The sequence below is a fragment of the Flavobacterium sp. LAR06 genome, from assembly GCF_041946075.1.
Lineage (GTDB): Bacteria > Bacteroidota > Bacteroidia > Flavobacteriales > Flavobacteriaceae > Flavobacterium.
Genome location: NZ_JAUTYT010000009.1, coordinates 199,973 through 220,965, shown reverse-complemented (window position 1 = coordinate 220,965; position 20,993 = coordinate 199,973). Strand labels below are relative to the sequence as shown.

The window sequence follows — 20,993 nt, the reverse complement described above, 5'->3', positions numbered from 1 at the left end:
TTTATTTATTTATTTATTTATTTACTTATTTATTTATTTTACTGCAGCCTCTCTGCCAATTTCTCTTCTTTTTTTATAATAATCATTGATAATATACCATGCCTTTTTCTTTTCTCCTTTTTCAGATAACAATCCTTTTCTATTGTATCCTTTTTGATAAACCTGATTCATTCTGCCCAAAGATTTATAATCAAATAAAAGCCAGGGAGATATGCCGCATAAATTTGGAATCGTCTTAAACATTTCCAGCTGATCGCTATAAATCTGTTTCTGATATTCTTCTGTCCAGCCAGAAGCCGCATCTGCAGGACCTTTACTTCCGTAAAGAGCTTCTGCTCCAAACTCTGAAATAAATACTGGTTTATCAGGATAAGCGAAACTCCATTTTACATCCGATGGTTTACCTTGCCAGGGAATATACCAGCCGATGTATTCATTAATACAAATCAGATCAGAATATTCATAAAGCGGATCTGACACATTGAATGCATTATTGCTATAAGATTGTGTATTGATAACATGGTTAATTAGTCGTGTTGAATCAAGGGCCCTGCATTTTTGGGTTAGTTCAATAAGGGCATTAGTTCGGTTTGGTGTGCCCGGATAGGTTTCGTTTGAAAGACTCCAGATAACAACCCCACAGCGATTTTTGTCCCGATGAATCATTTCTTTTAACATCTTTTCCATTTTTTTTGGCACCAGGCTGTCCGAAAATTGAATGTGCTGATAAACGGGAAGTTCACTCCACACCATCAGCCCTAACTTTTCAGCTTCTTTAATCATATTTTCATTATGCGGATAATGCGCCAGACGAACCAGGTTACAACCCAATTCTTTTGCAGAATTTAACAATAGTAAAGCATCCTCTCTTGAATAGGCTCTTGTTCCTTTATTCGGGTTTTCTTCATGGATATTTACGCCTTTAAAAAAGATTTCTTTTTTATTCAGCAATACTTTACTCCCTTGTACTTCTATGCATCTGAAGCCTATTGTGTCAACAATAGTATCTGTTTCACTTTCAATAATGACTTTATAAAGCTTAGGATTTTCGGGCGACCAAAGCTTTAGATTCGAATCAAACGCTACACTGGCATGTCCTTTACTATCCGATTCAGTTTTGTATATTTTGTTGAGTTCAGGAATTTTTATTTTAATCTTTTGTTTTGTGTTGCTTCCATTGAGCTGAACCCATCCCAATACTTTGTTCAGACTTCCTTTTTTTAACTGAACAGCATAATCTTCTATAAAGGTTTTAGCAGTTTCAATTAAATTAACCTCACGGGTAATACCTCCAAAATTGAACCAGTCATATCCTGCAGCAGGCAAACCATTCTGCAAACGCTGATTATCTGCTTTAACGATTATTGAATTTTCTCCTTCTTTTACTTTGCCTGTAATTTCGAACTCAAAGGGAGTAAATCCGCCTTCGTGGCTTCCTATTTTTTCACCGTTTAGATATACCTCCGCCAAATAATTTACCGATCCAAAATGCAGAAATAGTCTTTTTCCATTATCCGATTTGTAATGAAATACTTTTTTGTACCAAACGATACCTTCCAAATAAGTCAGTTCGGGTAATTGTGAATTAAAGTCTCCTGGTACTTTTAGCATTGGTCCGCCATCAAAGGAATACTCCACAAAGTCGGTTTTGCTTTGTGGCTTTTTTTCCAGCCAGACCTGTTTCCACTCCCCTGCTCTGGTGGGATCCAGTATAACCTGCCATTTCCCATTCAAACCAGTTAAGTGTCGGGACTCAACATTCATCATTGCTGTTTGAGCCTTTACATAATTGCCTGGCAATAATAGGAACAGAACCCATAATCCCACTTTTTTAAACGCTGTATTCTTTGCTATTTTATTCATAATTTAGTTGCTTTAAGTACATCATCTTATAACCAAACTGATGTAAGTATTTAGAAATTAAAAAAATACAACTATTATCTAATTCCTGCAATCTCTCACTTATAATGATTTAATACTAAACATGTTAAATCATTTATTTTACCATACCTGCAAAGCCTCCGTTTGGAAGACATTCAATTTTTACAGTACTTCCTTTTTTAATCTTTATTATTTCTGAAGAAAAAGACTGACCATCCTTCCCGTCTTTGATTAGCTCAAAATTATAATCTCCTTTATCCATAAAATCAAACTTCACCAATAAAGTCTGTGGTACATTTTTTCCATTTAGCCCGGCGATATACCACTTATTTCCTTTCTTTCGAGCCATAATAACTTTCTCGCCCGGAAAACCGTCAATTAGTTTGGTATCGTCCCAGGCAACCGGAACCTGTTTTAAAAATTCTTTTGGTTCCTCGGGTAAAGATTCATAAGCTGAAGACCTGTCGGCAAAGTGCTGTAATCCTGATTCAAATACAACAGACAAAGCCAGTTCGTGAGCATAAGATGTTATATGTGGATGTTGTGAATCTGAAAAGGTAACCGGAGTGTAATCCATCGAGCCAATTACATTTCGTGTAAAGGGAAGTGTCGTATTATGAGCTGCAGCTTTATTAGTCAGTACCTGATCATTATTGTACCATTCGGCACCATATACCGCCTCTGTCGTCATGAGGTTGGGAAAAGTACGCGCCCAGCCACGCGGCACTGTTGCGCCATGAAAGTTTACTAATAAATGATATTTGGCCGCATCTTTAAGAATGTCAATGTAATAAGTCATCATATCTTGCTGGTCACCGGCAAAAAAATCTACCTTGATTCCGTAGACACCAATTTTATTGAGCCATGAAAATTCTTTGGCACGTTTTTCTGCTGTAAGTAAACGGTCATTTGGTGTGGGGTCAAGCCATATTGTTCCTGAATTATACCACATCAATGGTTTTATTCCTTTGCTTTTTGCATAGTTTACCGCATCGGTTATATCTCCGCCATTACTCATTACATCCCATTCCCAGTCGATCAGCACGTAAGGCCAATTCATTTCTACGGCTAAATCAACATATTCAACTACCTTTTTATAATCCTTTGAGCCATGATTATTTGCCCAGTAGATCCACGATACCGCGCCGGGTTTAATCCATTCTGTGTCTTTTAACTGGTTGGGATCGCTTACATCTGAAATCAAGGTGGATTCTACAATATCAGACAATTTACCAATGATTAGGGTATGCCACTGCGAGTTCCAGGGTAATGTAGTCATAACACCAGCCTGCTGAAAATTATCACGTGAAGAAGGGTACGTAACCTGATATTGGTTACTGTTTTTCAGGTTAGTTAATTTTGCAGCACAATTGTTCTCTGTAATATTCGCTTCAGAAATAAGCGTCCAAACTGACTGTTCATTCACCTTGTACAAAGCCGGGAACCCCCTTACCTGCTCTGTATTAGTGGTTGAATCCGTTTTGTTTAATGGGAAGAACTTTTCATACGAAATATCATAAGGCTGCATCCAGCAAGAGGTCTTATCCGGTAAAACATATGTTGTGGCTTCATTAATAATATTAACTTTTGAATCTAAATGATTTGGGAAAGTATAACGAAAAGCAACACCGTCATTATAAACCCTGAAAACAATATTTATTGGCTGCTGATTGGAATTTTTAAAACTGAAAGTCTTTTCTGTACCAAAATTTTCGCACAGTTGACGTTTACCACAAACCATTTTGTAGGTATCATGAACGGAAACCGATTTTGATGCCGCAACAAAATGAAGATTATCGACAAACTGCTCATCGGTACGATTAATGCCTAATTTAGAATCAGATAATACTTCTGTAAACTTATTTTCGATTTTATATAGCGCCTTAAAAGAAAGATGGTGTACAGCATTTTTATCGGGCAAATTCAAAATAACTTTAATTTTTCCGTTAGGCGAAATTATTTCCTGTGCATTTATAATAAATGAACTTAAAATAAAAAATAGAAAAGAGATGGTACGTTTCATTGCTATTTTATGCATTATTTATTTTGATTTGACTTAATACTTATACTATTTCCTTCCAACTGATCGGATGTTACCGTTAATTTAATTTCACCAGCCTGATGATTGCTTTTAATTACTATTAAAGCTCTGCCTTTCCATGCTTTGCGTGTGTCGTCGACATATTGTTCGAAGTCTTTCAAATCAGCATTATCTACTCCGGCAATGACACCCGGTCCATCAATTTTAAAATTCAAACGGTTGGTAGCATTGGGTTGGAATGTCCCATACTTATCTATTATTTCAATAGTTATGAATGATAAATCCTGTCCGTTGGCCAGTATTTCTTTTCGATCGGCTGTCAATTTTATTTTTGAGGCATCACCGGCAGTTTGAAGAATTGTTGATTCCATTTCCTTATCATTTTCTACTCCGACAGCTTTAAGAATCCCTGGAGAATAAGGCACTGAAAAAGTAGCTTTAAATTGCTCCTCCTTACTTGTTTTTTGCTCACTAACCAATTTTTCATTGAGATATAGTCTCACTTTTGGATATTTTGAATATACCTCAACCTCAACTTTTTTCCCTTCAAAACCCGGCCAGGTCCAGCTTTCCCACGTTGGATAAACCGACCACCATGTTTCTTTGATTTCTAAAGGTTCCGGAGCTGGTTCACGAACTGCCAAGTATAATTTTTCGTTATTATTATAGAGCATGCTTCTGTAATGCGAAATGGGCTTTCTCCAACCAATCAAATCAATATCACCGCAGTACGCACCGTGATAAGGGAAGAAATCATTCTCCCAATGCTGACCAGGTACATCACCTGAATAATACCAACGTCCGATTCCTGATTCGCCTAAATAATCCATGGCTGTCCAAACGAAATCTCCTATTACATAATTATTTTCCTGCACCAGTTTCCAGTTGTTAAAAGCATCTTTTGGATAGGATTCCGTTTGAACGATGATACGCGAAGGCACTCTTTTATGATCGTCCGGAGCAGTATGCAGGTTGTAATTATATCCGGCAACATCGTGTATCGCCATCAACGGATCGAACACTTCCCAATTCTTACCACTATTTACAATTGCAGAGGTAACAGGACGGGTATTGTCTATTTTCTTTAATGCATCAGAAAGCATTTGGGCTGTTTTCACAGCTTCAGGATCTGCTCTCTCAGGGATTTCATTGCCTATACTCCACATGAAAACCGAAGGATGGTTTCGGTCACGTAGTACCATTCCCTCTAAATCGCGTTGCCACCATTGGTTGAAATATTTTGCATAATCGTTATTATTTTTTCCAATTTTCCAGCAGTCGAAAGATTCGTCCATTACCAGTAGGCCTAATCTGTCGCAGGCATCAAGAAAGACTTCAGAAGGTGGATTGTGAGAAGTTCTCACCGCGTTAAATCCGCCGGCCTTCAGTAATTCTACTTTGCGCTCTTCGGCACGGTCAAAAGCGGCAGCGCCTAAGCAACCGTTATCATGATGTACGCAACCTCCGTTTATTTTTACGGTTTTTCCATTCAATTGAAATCCATTTTCGGCAGTAAATTTTAGGGAACGGATACCAAAATTGTTTTTGGTATCGTCCAGCACTTTTTTATCTTTTACTACCTGAACCTGAGCCTGGTATAAATTGGGCGTTTCCGGTGTCCAAAGCATCGGATTTGACACCTGGATGGTTTGTGTTATTTCCTTCTCGCCATTGGCAGGAACCTCAACCTGTACCTGATTTTTCCCAACACTTTTAGAACTCTTGTTTAAAAGATGGGTTGTAACAACAATTCTCTGTGGTGATGCTGTTTCATTTTTAACCTTGGTTTTTACCAGTACAGTAGCCTTTTTTGAAGATACTTCAGGAGTTGAAACAGCAACTCCCCAGTTTGCCACATGTACAGGATCGGTAACTATCATCCAGACATGGCGATAAATTCCTGATCCACTATACCAACGGCTGTTCATCTGTTGTGAATTGTCGACACGTACTGCAATGACGTTTTCCTTTCCAAAAACCAAATAAGGTGTAAGGTCATAACTAAATGAGGAATAACCATAAGGATAAACACCAAGTGATTTTCCGTTGATAAAAACTTCGGAGTTCATATAAACACCTTCAAAATAAATAGAAGCTTTTTTTGCCTTCCAGTTGTCCGGAACCAGAAAGGTTTTGCGATACCAGCCAGTTCCTGACGGAAAATATCCACCACCTCCACCAGTAGTATTTTTGGGATGAATTTTGCCTTCAATACTCCAATCGTGTGGCAAGTCGAGTTTACGCCAGCTCTGATCATTGAAATCATTTGCTTTGGCTTGAGGAGCATCCCCTAAAAAGAATTTCCAGTCGTAATCAAATAGCTGTTTTCTTTCCATGGCAGTTTGTGCAGATCCATAAACAAAGCTTAGACACATTATAATTAGGAATACCAGTTGTTTGGTGAGATATTGTATTTTGTATGAACTTAAACGTATCATTTTGTTGTGTTTATATTTTTATTAAATTATTGGATGTCGATCATATTATTGCAAAGGAGTTATCCGATACAGCCCCGCCCCATGCTGTGGCAATTCACGCTCAAAGCTCCCATCAAAAGTTCCGAGATCTTTGTGATTCCACAAATCGCGCACTTTTACTTTGCCTTTTAGATGAATAGCTTCAAAGTCGACTTTTACATTGGCCTTGTCGGGGATATCTATTGTTCCTTTATCAACCAAAACTCCAAAATTCACTGAGCCAGTTTCCTTTGTTACATAGCCGGTTGCTGTAAAAGAATCATATCCTTCGGGCAATTGGTAAATGATCACGGATTCTCCATGTGCACCAATTCCCTCTCGTGTTTCATTATTTATGATAATTGGGTTATTATCGCAGGTACGATTGACATTCGCTTCTCCCCAGCCCGAGGTTGCGCTCAGCCATTTAAGATTAGTCAGTTTCAAATCGCCTTTGGGACCGTGAAGGACAGGATCAACCCAAACGATATGATCCCAATCAAAACCGTTGCCACCATCTTTCACAAAAAGAACAAGTTTTTTTCCCTCTTTTACCGATACTTCTATCTTTTGCGAACTTCCTTTGCCGGCAATTATTGGACTTATATAATCGGCATTGTTAAAATCAAGATTTTCTCCCTTGCTTTGCGCATTGAAAAGGGCCACATACTTGTCTTTGCTATTAGGCACATCGGCTGTCCATACAATCAGATTTTTTTCGCGCGACACCTGACGGTTATTTACACTGTGTTGATTTACTTTGAGCATTTCGGGATTGGTAAGCATTTCCCTGGTAAAATCGTCAAGTTTGGTCATATCTCCACCAAAAATAAGTGGTGAACGACCAATAGCCCAAAGACTCATAAGCGTATATTGTTCGTTTTTGGTGAAATTGGTTGGGCGTTTGAATTCAACAATTCCAATAGGAAGCATATCAGCATCTGGGAAATGACCTGGTCCACGAAAAGGTGTCCATACCTCCATTCGCTCAAACATGCCTTGCAATAATCCCCAGCGATCCCAAAAATCATCGGTGATACGCCACATATTGGCATGATTCATAACATGTTCACCCATTTTAACAGGTGTTGCTCCCGGCGATAAACTTAGCAGAATGTGTCGGCCGGTTTTGTCTATCGCTTTTCGAAGCGCTTCAATTTCTGCTTTTTGCACATCATCGTAAGGTCGTGAAATATCGTCACACTTGATAAAATCCACTCCCCAGTCAGCATACTGCTGCACAATGGAATTATAATAAGCCTGACCTTCAGGGCTATTAGCATTAACACCGTACATATCAGGATTCCATGCACAGGTAGAGCCTTTAATGGCAATATCCTGAGCTTTTACGTTTGTCCCGAGTACCGGGGTATTTTTTTCCACCGCCTGACGGGGAATTCCGCGCATAATATGAATACCGAATTTCAGTCCTTTGGAGTGTACATAGTCTGCAAGGTGTTTGAAACCTTTTCCATCTGCAGCCGAAGGAAATTTTTTCAGACCGGGCGTTAAGCGGCCAAATTCATCCATGGTAAGTGTCGCCTTCGGGTCGTATGCATGTCCTGTCGATTCAGGCTCATACCATTGAATATCCACTGTGAGATAGTTATATCCGCTTGGTAAAAGGTATTTTTCCATTGCATCTGCCTGTTCTTTTATCTGCTGTTCGGTAACGGTTGTTCCAAAACAATCCCAGCTGTTCCACCCAAGAGGAGGCGTGGACGCCCATTGGTGATATTTTTGGTCTGTTTGTGCATTTATAACACTAAAAACAAGGGCTAAAATCCAGGTGAATTTATATTTCATTTTTATTTTAATTAGGTTAAAAAACAAAAAGTATAGTTTTTCTGTTTTAGTTTATAGTTGAGTGTAAGCTACTTGCTAATACTCATTTTGTATAGTCGCATACACTCCGTACGACTCATTATTTATTTTGTAAAAAGGCAGAAGTGTATATTCTTTTCCTTTATTTTTTAAGGTAAATGACATCGAATTCTCTTGTTTAGAGATATTTTTCAAAATATCTACCTCATTTCCTTTTAATATGGTTTCTTCATTAACTTGAAATGCTAGTAAAACCGGCCCATAAAACAGTGCAACTACATTTGGATTATCAGGCATTTTTTTGATATTAAAATGGTAATTAAAACGTATTTCTATTTTATCCCCATTTTTCCACTTTCTGTCAATTATAAAATAAGACATCGGAGTTACTTTAGCTGTAATGGGTTCTCCGTTTACCAAAACCCGGGTTTGCTTGTCAGCCCAGGATGGGATAAATAATTTCAATGCAAATGGCGTCGTTTTATTAGCCGTTATGTTAAATTTTACAATTGAATTATCTGGAAAATCGGACGATTGTGACAAAGTAATTCCTTTAGACTTCCATTTCACAGTGGAAGGAATATACAGATTGACCCAAAGGTTATCATTGTTATGAAAATAAATAGTAGCATTTAAGTTCGTAAACGCTTCAATAGTTGTTCCGTTGCAACAAAAAAACTCAGTGGGACTGGCAAAGCTCTTCTTATTCGGAGAACCTAATGGCAAAGAATAAACATTCCATCCCGTTTCGGCATTTTGCAGTGCAAAAACAGAATTATAAAGTGTATTCATATATACATCTGCGTATTCGGGTTGGGCAGTCCAACGAAACAAAGTACTTGTGATTTTTTGAGTGTTATGTGAAACGCATGACTCGGATGTTTTGTCAGTAAGTGTTGTACTTAAATAATCTGGTTTTCCCCAATGTTCTGCTCTTTGAGCAGTTGGAGTTGTAGCAATAGGCCTTGGACCACTACTGGAACCATTGACATAAGAATGATGATGTTCCAGCATCTCCCAAAAATGGGAAACAACATCACGATAATAGCTGTCTCCGGTATTTTCATACCGTTTGGCAAAACCAATTATCAAAGGCAAATGAGTATTAGAATGCAAGCCAGACAAAATATCTTTCCCTTCATACAATGGTTGGCTGAACCACTTACGGTCGAAAAGACAAGTCAACTTATAATGCGTTGAATCTTTAGAAATTTCAAATAAATTCTGTAAAACATCATTCATTCCACCCGCTTCATTTGCGGGATTTGCCTGAGGAGTATATAACATTTTTTCAATACTTTCAGACGAAAGTTTATCCATACGCTCTTTTACATAAGCAGCCATATTAACCACTATTGCATAAGCTTTTTTATTTCCTGTATGCTTATAAACATCGAGCATTCCCTGCATAATTTTATGATAAGTATAGTATGGAGCCCAAACTCCGCTAAATTGTGTTTCCAATTGAGTAAAATCTTTTTCGGGGAACGCGCTCAGGTATTTGCCACCAAGTTTTTGCTGACACTCACCAAGCACATCAACCATATATTTCACACGTTTTTCAAGCAAAGTATCGCCCGTTTTTTCAATCAAGGAAGCACAAGCCGACAAATAATGACCTACAAAATGCCCGCGCAATCCCACTTTAGGGGACTCCCAGCCTTCAAGTGGTTGGGCTTTGGATTCAATTCCGGCATTAATCCTAAAATTGTGTAGTAGCCTATCTGTATCAAACTGATAAATATATTTTGTATTGGCAGTCTCCCGCTGCTTTATCCAGGAATCAGTCAAAACAACATCTTCATTTAAAAATGCAATGGGCTGCTTCGCCTTGTCAAGGAACGATTGCCCAAAAAACGTCTGACAAACAAACAAAAACAACCCAATATATTTTATTTTATTTTTCATATTGAAAATTGAATATTAGAAAAATCGTATTACCATATTGAAACTATCATTCTAAATCAGAAACAATTACTTCATAGTTATTTTAAAAACAATCGCAATATTATTCGGAATAGCTTTTGGTTTTATAATTACCAATGAGTCTGCTTCTTGTTTCCAGGAAATTTTTTCTTTACTGCCAAGAAGTTCAATTTTTTTGATTTTTCCTGTTCCCTCTTTTTTTGACAGCGACTTCAATAAAATATTTTCTGTAGGTTTACCCATCACCGTAGCATACAATACATTTCCTTTCTGATTGTATCGAATATCTTTTGCTGAGTATTGTATTTTTCCTTCATTAAATCCCTGGCTATTAATAGGGTTCGCTAGATCAGCGGATGGCCCTTCACCGTACAGTTTCCAAGGACGGGTGTCGAAGATGCTTTCTTTGTTAATATCCATCCAGGCCGCAATACCTTCAAGAACAGCAACTTCTTTGTCATCAATTGTGCCATCTCCACGCACAGGAATATTAAGTAATAAATTTCCATTTTTACTGACAATATCTACTAAAGAAAGAATGACACTCGCAGCCGATTTATAACGGTTTTCATCATACACCTTTCTATTGTAATGCCAATCTCCAATACAAGTGCAGGTTTGCCATGCTTTTTCTTGTGGTTTGTCAGGTGCTCCACGTTCTACATCCCACACCATACATTCCTTTTGCTGTTCAGTAAGTATTTTACCAAACAAAACCGCTTCAAGCTTCCCTTTGTGGGTTGTCATATTATGGTTGTAGTAGTGAGCAGCTATTTTTAAACCAGCATCGCTAGCAGGATACAATGGGAGTGCTGTATCATCAAAATATAGCAGGTCAGGGTTGTACAAATTAATAAGATCCATAGTGCGGTTATAAAAATTTTCACAATACGCTTGGGAAGGCCATGAGCTTTTATCCTGCCATTCCCAATTCCACCCCTTTCCCTTGCTTGGTTCATGATTTTGTGCATACAATTCCTGAGGATCCAATCCTTCCCACCAAGTGCCTTTTCCAGCTGCTTTTGTAAGTTTTCCATCGTATGGAATACCACTAAATTCTCCAGATTTATCGGCGCCCTGTGCCGTTTCGTACCACATCCATGCATGGGCAGCATGTACACTCAATCCAAAAGGAAGCCCCTGTTTTTTAGCGGCTTTTGACCAACCACTTATAATATCCTTTTTAGGACCAACACGAACAGAATTCCATTCTTGGTACTTGCTGTCCCACAAATCCAGGTTGTCGTGGTGATTGGCCATGGCAAAGAAATATTGTGCACCCGCACGTTTGTATAACTTTACCAACTCTTCAGGATCCCAATTCTGGGCTTTCCAGTCTTGGATTACATCTTTAAAGCCTACTTTGGAGGGGTGACCATAATGTTCCACATGCCATTTATAGTATTCAGAACCTTCTTCATACATGCCACGTGCATACCAGTCGCCCTGTTCAGGCTGACACTGTGGTCCCCAGTGTGCCCAGATACCAAATTTGGCATTGCGAAACCAATCAGGAACTTTATATTGGCTAAGAGATTGCCATGTTGGCTCAAACTTGCCTGAAGCAATGGGCTGGTTGTTGGTATTAACTACCAGTATTTTATCCTGTGCCAATATCGTAAAGCTGCACAAAATAAAAATTACTGTCAAAGAAATGATTTTCATAAAGAAATACTTTTTTTAAAATTGTTCATACTTTTTTTAATGTTACTATAGATCTTCTATAGGATACAATCCAATTCTTATTTGCGCTGCCTTGATACTGTGCTACAATAAAATAAATTAATACCAACATTTATTAATCTCCTAATTAAGCATCTTTAAATTATCAATCCATTTTATAAATGCAATCCATCAATTCCCATTTTTGGTCGGCGGTTGCCTCGGCAGTGCTATCCTGAAATTGGGACATATGCGCTTCCCATTCGCTTTGACGCGGCTTTAGTGCTAATTCAGCCATTGCCTTGTCATGATCAAAATCTGCTGTGGTATCCATGATCATGAAAAGCTTTGTTCCAAGAAGGTAAATTTCCATATCAATAATCCCTACCTCTTTCATTCCCTGTGTTATCTCAGTCCAGGCAGCTCCTTTAGCATGGGCCTTTTTATAAGCTTCGATTAGAATAGGCTCGTTAAGCAACTCCATGGCTTTGCAGTAACGTTTAAATGAATTTTGCATTTTTTACAATTGTTATTCTATTGATTAGCGAATAGTTTTTTTTGTTGTTTTCAGATTCTTGTTATTACATGAGAAGCTTTAATATCCATTATAAAACATGGAATTCTATAAAATTCTTTACTCGATTAAAACTAGTAAGTCCACATATATTCTCTATTTATTTTATTTTAAGTACTAGTGCAATATCATTCGGGATAATCTTCGGCTTTATAATTACCAGTGAGTCAGTATATTGTTTCCATGAAAGCTTTTCTTTGCTTCCAAGGATCTGAATACTTTTAATTTTGTCCTTATTTTTATTCTTGCCAAGCAATTTTAAACAAATGTTATCAGAAGGCACTCCTAAAAGAGTGGCGTAAAGAATTTTTCCGTTTTGATTGTAGCGGATGTCTTTAGCGGATAGTTTTATTTTTCCTTCATTAAAACTTTTGTTATCATCAGTTTTTACCGATTCTGAAGCTGGTCCCTCACCAAAGTATTTCCATGGACGTGTATCAAAAATACTTTCTTTGTTTACCTCCATCCAGGCCGCTATTTTTTCAAGAATTGCTACTTCTTTATCGTCGATTGTACCATCTCCCTTAACAGGAATATTAAGCAACAGGTTTCCATTTTTACTGACAATATCAACCAACATATGAATTACTGTCGCAGCAGATTTGTACCCATTATTTTCATAAACGGACTTACTGTAATGCCAGTCGCCAATACAGGTACAGGTTTGCCATGGAAGGTTTTGAACAGTATCAGGAGCACCTCTCTCTACATCCCATACCATGCATTTTTTTTGTTCATCGGTTAATATTTTTCCAAATAACACAGCCTCCAGCTTATCGTTATGGGTTGCCATATTATGATTGTAAAAATCAGCTGCAATTTTGAGTCCAGCATCGCTTACCGGATAAAGAGGCAGTGTAACATCATCAAAATAAAGCAAATCGGGATTGTATTTATTGATAAGATCTATGGTGCGGTTATAGAACTTTTCGCAGTACTCCTGTGAAGGTACTGCTGCTTCATTGCTCCAGTCCCACTGATTCCATAAGGCATACAGATCTTTTTCACTTCCCTTGCTCATAGGATGGTTTTGGGCATAAAGTTCTGCAGGATCAAGTCCTTCCCACCATGTTCCTTTACCATCTGCTTTACTGAGTTTTCCATCGTAGGGCACTCCTGCTAATGCTCCCGTCTTATCTGAACGCTGGGCGGTTTCAAACCAGGTCCAGGCATGTGAAGCGTGTACACTAAGTCCGAATGGAAGATTATATTTTTTTGCTGCTTTTGACCAACCGGTGATAATATCTTTCTTAGGCCCCACGCGCACCGAGTTCCACTCCTGGTATTTACTGTCCCATAAATCCAGATTATCATGATGATTGGCCATGGCAAAGAAATATTGGGCTCCTGCGCGCTTGTATAATGCTACAAGTTTTTCAGGATCCCAATTTTCAGCTTTCCAATCCTTAATGACTTCCTTGAATCCAACTTTGGAAGGATGCCCATAATGTTCAACAAACCATTTATATTGGTCACCCCCCTCATTATACATGAATCTCCCAAACCAGTCTCCTTGTTCCGGCTGGCACTGTGGTCCCCAATGCGCCCATATGCCAAACTTTGCATTACGGAACCAGTCAGGCGTTTTATATTGCTGCAGTGATTGCCATGTTGGCGCAAACTTTCCGGCGGCAACAGGTTCATTACCCTCCCTAATTGGGGATACATACTTTTCCTGAGCTGTCAAAAACTGTGAAAACAGGATGCAAGCCACTATAAACCGGTTAATTTTCATATGTCTTTTATCTTATATTTATAATTTTTCAAATCTCAACAAACCGATTTATTTTTTAATAATCTTAAATGATTTTGAGAAATTTGAGTTTACTCCTTCAACCTGCACTATGTATAATCCGGGTTGCAATGAAGCCCCCAGTAACAATTGTCCTGATTCAGAATTGGATTCAGCTTCTTGTACTTTTTTCCCCGTAACATCAAAAATGCTGACACGAATTGGTTCATTCGATTTTGGAACTTCAACCTTAAATTCAGTACTAAATGGATTTGGATAAAAGGATATTGAATTGTCTGATACCTCTGAAACATCATCTTTAGACAACGAATTCATTTTTAAACTTTGGCTTCCTGTTATATTTATTGACCATTGCTGGTTAAAACTGCTGCTCTGACTCCATTGAAATAAATCAGCGCCATTAGTGGTAGTACCCATTCCATCCAGATACAGACCTGTGGCTTTATTTTTAAACTTAACATAGTTGCCTGCTGTTTCACGTGTCCAATATTGCGCGTCTGTACCACTAAAACTATATTGTCCTACTACGGAACCATTGGAATTTCTATACATACCATCAAGATACAATCCTGAAGCGCGATTCTTTAACATTACATAGTTTCCAACCGTCTCAATTGACCATTGTTGTGCAGTGGCGCCACTGTTAGCATATTGTCCTGCACTGGAACCATTGTCGAATCTGTACATACCATCCATCAGCAAATTGGTACCTCTATTGGCTAAAGTAACGTAGGAAGCTGAAGGTTCTGAAGGATTTGAAGGATCCCAGTAAATTAGGCCTCGTCCTCCGCCCGCACCCATAAATACCCTTCCGGCAACATTCATATCTCCAACAAGCAATGACGTACCACCAAACTCATGGGCATCATCATTGATTCTAAGCCAGGTAACACCCTGATCTGTTGATCTGAAAAGGCCATTGACACCCGATACTGTTCCCCAGATGAAAATAGTAGGATAGCTCGCTCCGGACATTGTTTTTCCTATTCCGATAGCTTTGCAATACGATACATTGGCAACAGTGGTATAAGCCGCCCCAGCGTTGGTCGAATATTTTAATCCATTTCCTGCAAGAGGCACCCAAATATGCCCTTCAAAACTGGGTACTGTTCTAATCAGGACTGATTCCCACGGATGATTCGCGGTTGACGCGCCCGGAGTACCTGCCACTGAAAAATTAACTCCCTTATTGGAACTTCTTAGCATCTGCCCGGTTGATGGATGGTATATGTAGAAATAATTTGAATTTACCTGATCAGCCACTGGTGCTGCATCTCCGAGCGATACACCCGAACAGCCGGACCAGCTTCCTCCATTATTGGTCGTATACCAGGTAGTGGTAGATCCCCAGGGACAATGCAGTATAGTTCCTCCATCGGCACTGATGGCTACTCTTCCTGATACGCCCACGTTCGTTGCGGTGCCTGTCCATGTTGTTCCCTTGTCGTTAGAATAGTAAACAACATTTTCCCCGTTACCAATTCGGACTACTTTGTTTGGGTTGGCAGCAGCATAAGCAATACTATGGTTATTGTGGCCTCCTAAAGGAGAAATTCTCGTTGACGGAAAAGAAGTCAGTGACTCATGTACAAAGCCTGATACGTCTCCGAAAGAGGAAATAAACGGACCTCCCGGAATGCTGACCCCATCAAGCAAGGCAGTCTCTTCAATTCCGATCACATCATTTTTCCATGTCGTATTTGTGGCTGTAATATTGGAACAGGTAAATACTCCTCCTCCCCCTATTACGCGTACTTTTAAAGGATCATTACCGTCAAACTCGACAGAATCCATCCAGTTAATCGCTCCACCGGCTGCCCAGTTCATTCCGTTAGCATCAAAGGTAGAATCCGGGCCTATCTTTAGGTTCCAGGTCGATCCTCCATCGGTAGAGAGAAAAACAAAATCTCCCCAGCCACTACCAAACTGTTGATTCCAGTACATACCACAAGTCGAAACCACTACTCTGTTACTATTGGAAGGGTCTATACTTACACCGCCATACGGATACTTTGCTGTAGGATGATGCGCAGGGGTAACATTAGTCCATATTCCTGTATTGGTGTTGAGTTTATATACTCTGCCCATATCATTAGCAGGCGTGGTCCCTGTGTAATCACCTGAAATATTGGGACCTTGCTCAACCGAAAGGGTTGCATACATAGTAGTACCCTGTAGTGCTACCCGATGCGGCATAAATCTATTGTCAGGAGAAACATCTGTAAATGTTACTCCTCCATCGGTACTCTTGTAAATATTGGCGCTGCCGATACGGGAAACACCGATATAAAGGGTTTGTGTAACCCCGTTTACCACAGCACTTAAAGGATCATAAGCAACCAAACAAATTCCGTTTCCATTAGCTGTGGTCGTTACGCCATTCCAGGCCTGATTCCAGCTAACACCTCCATCGGTACTTTTCCATAATCCGTTGGCTCTGGTTCCGCAGAATAATACGTTGCTGTTTTTGGGATCGACAGCGAGGCGTTCTCCGTTGGAACGTCCATATCCGTTTCCATGGGTCTTGAATTTGGAGGTAACATCGGTATAAGTGAAGCTGTTTCCTTTGTCTGTTGATTTTAATATGGCTGTTCTTCCGTTGGCTATATATTCCGTTCCACAGAGCATATAAACATTATTCGGATTCTGTGGATCCACAGCAAGAGATTCCACTCCGTAAAAGCCATTTTCTGCCTCACTCAACCAGTCAAGCAACTGAATCCATTTATTGTTGTTAGTATCCCAGCGATAAGCGCCGCCTATATCGGTACGGCAATACCTGTCGCCGGATGTTTGGTGGGTAATGAGTCCTGTCACAAATCCGCCTCCTCCGATGGGTACATTCTTCGAGGTATACGTCTGGGCGTTTATTACAACCGGACTAAACACTAAAATAAGGTGTAAAAAGAAAATTTTTATATCGTTTTTCATATTTAATATTTTAATTGGACAAAAACATTTTAAATATTATTCTGTCTTTTTGTTTCAAATTCTGAATCATCTGAACTCAAAAAACTTTATTATTTCTTCGTTCTTATTGTGATTACCAACAAGAAAGTATACGTATCCATAAGTGCTGTTGCTTACAAAGCCAACAGTTAGTTAATCGATAAATTTCCATTCATCAAACAAAAAATCTTTTCCATTAAATACAAAATAGATGTTCGCTGTTCCTTTATCTATTTTCTGTTCTATTTTCTTGGAGAGTGTAATCCAGTCTTTTCCATCAGCTATAATGGAAACAACAGCTTTACCTTTAAGATTATTTAGATAAACCTCGATTCTGCCTTTTCCTTTAACCCTTGCTTCGAATTTAGACGGAAGCTTTTTGCCGAAATCGGCTCCACGGACCATAAGACATTGTTTATCTGCTTTTCCTTTGGCAACCATATTACCTACATTACCATCGGCTTCGAACTGAACCTGCCCCGAAGTACCTCCGGTAGTTTCTGCCTGCTGAAGAACAAATGGATTTAATGGGTTAATTTGAGATGGTCCTTTAAAAGTTGCTTTGCCCATTTGGATATTCACATTCTCTTCATCCACCTGCATTTCTTCGATACCCACATTACGAAAACCTCCTTTAGTGCCAAAATAATCCTGTAAATACATGGCATGGTAAGCAATATAATATTTGCCTTTAAACTTGAACAGGTGCGTGTGATTGTTTGTCAAAGGCCCCACGCCAACATCGCCGGTATTTTTAAAGTAATTATCGCGATACGTCCAACTATCCGGATCTAATGGTGTTTTAGTCGTCATATAGGACATACTGCATTGAGTTGGTTTATCTTTATTCGTATAAGGCCATTCAGTGCGCTGTTCCCAACTTGTATTATAAGTATAAGCCCAGGTTCCATTGATAAAGTTAAGATCGCTGGCCTCAAAGAAATAAGGAGCGGGTATCTTGACAACGTCGCTAGCCAAACTGATCATATCTGCTCCTAATTTGACGATTCTGGAATTATCCGGCATATATTTGGTTTTAGGCGTTCCACCTCCAAAACTCAGCCAGCCTGTACCCTGGTCGTCAATCACAACTCCGGGATCGAATGGAGCTTCACAATCCACACCAGGAACAGTACGGTCGACTATATTCTTTCCTAATGGGTCACTCCACGGACCAACTGGAGAGGTAGAAGTAAGGACCGCTGAACCAACACCGCTATTGGAGTAATACAAATAGAAGTGCGTCTTACCATCTGACTCCAGTCTGGATGTAATGGAAGGCGCCCAGGAATTCTGACTCCATGGTGCCAGCTTTGCAGTATCGATAAGACCATGATACGTCCAGTTAACCATATCCTCGGTAGACATCATGACCAGTGTATGGATGTGCTCGTATGAATTTTTCCCATCCTTTCCCACATGCTCATACTGTTGATGATCATTTGTGGCATACACATAAATTCTTCCATTGTATTCTACGGCGGTCGGGTCGGCAGTAAACATAAAATCCAATAATGGATTGGCATTATCCGCGGTAAGTTTCGGCGAAACATTTGCGAATTTTTCTGTCAGGTTTTCTTTTTCCTTTTTCGGTTTACCTGCACTGGTCTGAGCTTCTGCAGATTCTCTGCCTCCCAGAAAAGCCATAACAACGGCTGTACTTAACAATACTTTTTTTCTAAACATGTTTTTTTTATTTTACCCAAAACGGATACTGGTTAAGGGTTTATTTCAATTAATTATTCTTTAAGCAACTGTAACAAAGAGGTCCAAAGAGGATCGTTCGCCGACAAAATTATTTAACGATATAGATCGGCAGTTGCCCTGATGCTGCTAGAGAAGGCTTCGGTACAGGAGCATTTCTGTCCTTGATCAATACATTATCGTAAAAAGGTGTACTGAGCTTTTTTCCGCCACCGGCAATCAGTCCTGCCATACCCTGGGTGTACAGACTATCTGTCACTTGTAGCACCTGCTTTTCATCAACGAATGCGCTAATAACAGATCCTTCGAATTGGAGTTTCAGGTTATGCCATTGGCTGTGGCTGATATTTGAAAGTTGTATTTCACCAAGCACCTTTTCCCCACCTTCGCTTTCATCGTTTTGTTTTTTGATAATTGCTTGTTGTTCAGCATCTCCCGTAATTTCTTTTTTATCCTCTTTTCCTCTGCTTACCATTATCGTGCATTTGCCATTGTCTTCAAGCTGCAGATAATAGCCTTTTGGAATAAATCCATACCCTGTACCAACGTGGTTGACCCTGCCCATAACCCCAACATTATCGCCTGCATTTAAATACACATCAGCGCTTACTTCATAATCCTTCCACTGCGCATCACCTAAAATAGTGTAAGGACGCCAATCTGGTCCCCAGGATATGGTTCCCTCCGCAACAACCTGGCGCAGGCATTTGCCGTTTTTATCCGGGCGTTCAGTGATTTCAAACGCATCAACAATATCGGCAGTGTAGCGTGGTAAATACCCCCATACTTTAGGTGAGGAATATTGTTCAAATGTTTCATAATAGGGAAAGGGAAAGGGCTTAGAATCCGGAATATTAGCAAAGCTGCCCTTTTGCTGCCCTGTAGTCGTGGAAAGAGAGTAAACTGAATTGGGTTCTAAGGTAAGTGTAAATGTGCCCTTTGTTGGTTTTATACCAGCTTGCTGTACAAAATGCTCTTTCTCGTTACTACGCCATACGCAAAGCTGCTTTAGAGACAGCCCCTCGCTGATCTGAAAACGGATTTGTTGTGGAACTTTTGCGTTTTTTGTTTCAATAATGATACTGTAGTCCTTTGCAGGCGACTTTAAGGTTACTAAAGTTCCACCACCTTTAAGGTTAATACTACCCCCATTCAGGTATTGCCATCCAACTTTCGAGAATTGCCCATAATGTGCATAACCCCACAAAGCCTCGCGTATCTGATAATGCCCGCTCCATGGCGACTGTGCCAGTATGGCCGCAGGGTCTTCCGAGTATGGTTCGACAGGATAAACACCGGCAATATCATACCAATTCACGATCTTGGTAACACCACTTTGAATAAAATTACGATTGAAACACTCCACAATACTGATCAGGCAATCGAAACCTTTCTTATAAATATGATCCTCCGTGTTCCAGATAGGTTTATCAAGCTTCTGAGCCATCTCCTGAACTTGTTGGGAAGCGGCGTCTCCTTCATAAAATGTGTGTGCGCTGATAATATCTATGGAGTTGCGAAGTTGATCATCTTTAAACAAGTCCTTGACGAAGTCTACTTTGTCTTTCCACCAAAGATCAAACGCATGAAGCTTAACTTTTTCAAAGCCATTGGCATTAAGGGTAGAACGTAATGTCTTCGCAAAATTGTAGTCCATTCCCTTTTCATTGCGACAGCCGATAGCATCTAACTCAAGGCCATAAACTTCACGAAGTCCCTGAAGCCATTTAACGTAATAATCAGCTGCATCCTGCGACCAAAAATTTCCGTTCCCCACCCATCCGGGAGCGCTCCATGCGGTAGCATCCAGGGTAAGATCGGGATTGCGTTTTTTTGCTTCCTGTAAGATCCACCAGGTATAGCCTCTAGAGTAATTAAGATCATTACGCGTATGCATGTGGCTCGGCATGGAACCCTGCGTTGAATTACCATCACCGGGAATCTCAACAAGAAGTGCGCTTACGGAAGCTCCAAATTTTGGCTTATAAACTAAGTCGAGAATCTGACTGCGTTGGGGTTCGGGATAATCCTTCAGCAGTACCGATGTAGCGCCTCCCCCATTTACCACACCAATTCCATCGAAACGCTTTCCCCCTGCATTGCCCTGTAGTTTCACCAACTGGACAGAATCCTGATACACGATTTGTTGTGCATTAGATTTAAAGAAAAATAAAAGAAGAATTAGAGGTGCTGAATTAAAAATTGCTTTCATGAATCGGTGTA

11 protein-coding genes are annotated in these 20,993 nt (G+C 39.6%); all 11 read right to left on the bottom strand.

What is annotated here, in order from left to right; genetic code table 11:
* Window positions 1-33: 33 nt before the first annotated feature.
* The 11 genes from Q7C23_RS14615 to Q7C23_RS14565 all read right to left on the bottom strand — a co-directional run bounded on the left by Q7C23_RS14615 (window position 34) and on the right by Q7C23_RS14565 (window position 20,982).
* Window positions 34-1,863 carry a glycoside hydrolase family 2 protein gene (locus Q7C23_RS14615; RefSeq protein ID WP_375033232.1) on the bottom strand — a complete coding sequence of 610 codons (1,830 nt, stop codon included), beginning with the start codon at window positions 1,861-1,863 and terminating at the stop codon, window positions 34-36.
* Window positions 1,864-1,996: 133 nt separating this feature from the next.
* Window positions 1,997-3,904 (bottom strand): glycoside hydrolase family 97 catalytic domain-containing protein, encoded by a 1,908-nt coding sequence (locus tag Q7C23_RS14610; protein ID WP_375033231.1) that lies wholly within the window; start codon window positions 3,902-3,904, stop codon window positions 1,997-1,999.
* A gap of 14 nt (window positions 3,905-3,918) precedes the next feature.
* Window positions 3,919-6,258 (bottom strand): sugar-binding domain-containing protein, encoded by a 2,340-nt coding sequence (locus Q7C23_RS14605; RefSeq protein ID WP_375033230.1) that lies wholly within the window; start codon window positions 6,256-6,258, stop codon window positions 3,919-3,921.
* Between the two features lie 147 nt (window positions 6,259-6,405).
* Window positions 6,406-8,184: an NPCBM/NEW2 domain-containing protein gene (locus Q7C23_RS14600; protein WP_375033229.1), complete on the bottom strand. Its 1,779-nt coding sequence runs from the start codon at window positions 8,182-8,184 to the stop codon at window positions 6,406-6,408.
* Window positions 8,185-8,259: 75 nt separating this feature from the next.
* On the bottom strand, window positions 8,260-10,110 hold the full coding sequence (locus tag Q7C23_RS14595) for a beta-L-arabinofuranosidase domain-containing protein (RefSeq protein ID WP_375033228.1): 1,851 nt from the start codon (window positions 10,108-10,110) through the stop codon (window positions 8,260-8,262).
* A gap of 66 nt (window positions 10,111-10,176) precedes the next feature.
* Window positions 10,177-11,760, bottom strand: coding sequence for an alpha-L-fucosidase (locus tag Q7C23_RS14590; protein WP_375033227.1), 1,584 nt, complete (start codon window positions 11,758-11,760; stop codon window positions 10,177-10,179).
* Window positions 11,761-11,956: 196 nt separating this feature from the next.
* Entirely contained in the window at window positions 11,957-12,307 is a 351-nt protein-coding gene (locus tag Q7C23_RS14585) for an L-rhamnose mutarotase (RefSeq protein WP_375033226.1), read from the bottom strand.
* A gap of 157 nt (window positions 12,308-12,464) precedes the next feature.
* Window positions 12,465-14,099: an alpha-L-fucosidase gene (locus Q7C23_RS14580; protein ID WP_375033225.1), complete on the bottom strand. Its 1,635-nt coding sequence runs from the start codon at window positions 14,097-14,099 to the stop codon at window positions 12,465-12,467.
* A 48-nt stretch (window positions 14,100-14,147) separates the two neighbouring features.
* Window positions 14,148-17,048 (bottom strand): RICIN domain-containing protein, encoded by a 2,901-nt coding sequence (locus Q7C23_RS14575; RefSeq protein ID WP_375033223.1) that lies wholly within the window; start codon window positions 17,046-17,048, stop codon window positions 14,148-14,150.
* A gap of 171 nt (window positions 17,049-17,219) precedes the next feature.
* The gene (locus Q7C23_RS14570; RefSeq protein ID WP_375033222.1) at window positions 17,220-18,752 is read right to left on the bottom strand and encodes a glycoside hydrolase family 43 protein; all 1,533 of its coding nucleotides are present in this window, start codon (window positions 18,750-18,752) and stop codon (window positions 17,220-17,222) included.
* 109 nt (window positions 18,753-18,861) lie between these two features.
* Window positions 18,862-20,982 carry a family 16 glycoside hydrolase gene (locus tag Q7C23_RS14565; RefSeq protein WP_375033221.1) on the bottom strand — a complete coding sequence of 707 codons (2,121 nt, stop codon included), beginning with the start codon at window positions 20,980-20,982 and terminating at the stop codon, window positions 18,862-18,864.
* Window positions 20,983-20,993 lie beyond the last annotated feature (11 nt).

Coding starts and splice junctions, on each gene's coding strand:
- Q7C23_RS14615 (WP_375033232.1), bottom strand. CDS start 1,863: ATGAATAAAATAGCAAAGAATACAGCGTTTAAAAAAGTGGGATTATGG.
- Q7C23_RS14610 (WP_375033231.1), bottom strand. CDS start 3,904: ATGAAACGTACCATCTCTTTTCTATTTTTTATTTTAAGTTCATTTATT.
- Q7C23_RS14605 (WP_375033230.1), bottom strand. CDS start 6,258: ATGGAAAGAAAACAGCTATTTGATTACGACTGGAAATTCTTTTTAGGG.
- Q7C23_RS14600 (WP_375033229.1), bottom strand. CDS start 8,184: ATGAAATATAAATTCACCTGGATTTTAGCCCTTGTTTTTAGTGTTATA.
- Q7C23_RS14595 (WP_375033228.1), bottom strand. CDS start 10,110: ATGAAAAATAAAATAAAATATATTGGGTTGTTTTTGTTTGTTTGTCAG.
- Q7C23_RS14585 (WP_375033226.1), bottom strand. CDS start 12,307: ATGCAAAATTCATTTAAACGTTACTGCAAAGCCATGGAGTTGCTTAAC.
- Q7C23_RS14580 (WP_375033225.1), bottom strand. CDS start 14,099: ATGAAAATTAACCGGTTTATAGTGGCTTGCATCCTGTTTTCACAGTTT.
- Q7C23_RS14575 (WP_375033223.1), bottom strand. CDS start 17,048: ATGAAAAACGATATAAAAATTTTCTTTTTACACCTTATTTTAGTGTTT.
- Q7C23_RS14570 (WP_375033222.1), bottom strand. CDS start 18,752: ATGTTTAGAAAAAAAGTATTGTTAAGTACAGCCGTTGTTATGGCTTTT.
- Q7C23_RS14565 (WP_375033221.1), bottom strand. CDS start 20,982: ATGAAAGCAATTTTTAATTCAGCACCTCTAATTCTTCTTTTATTTTTC.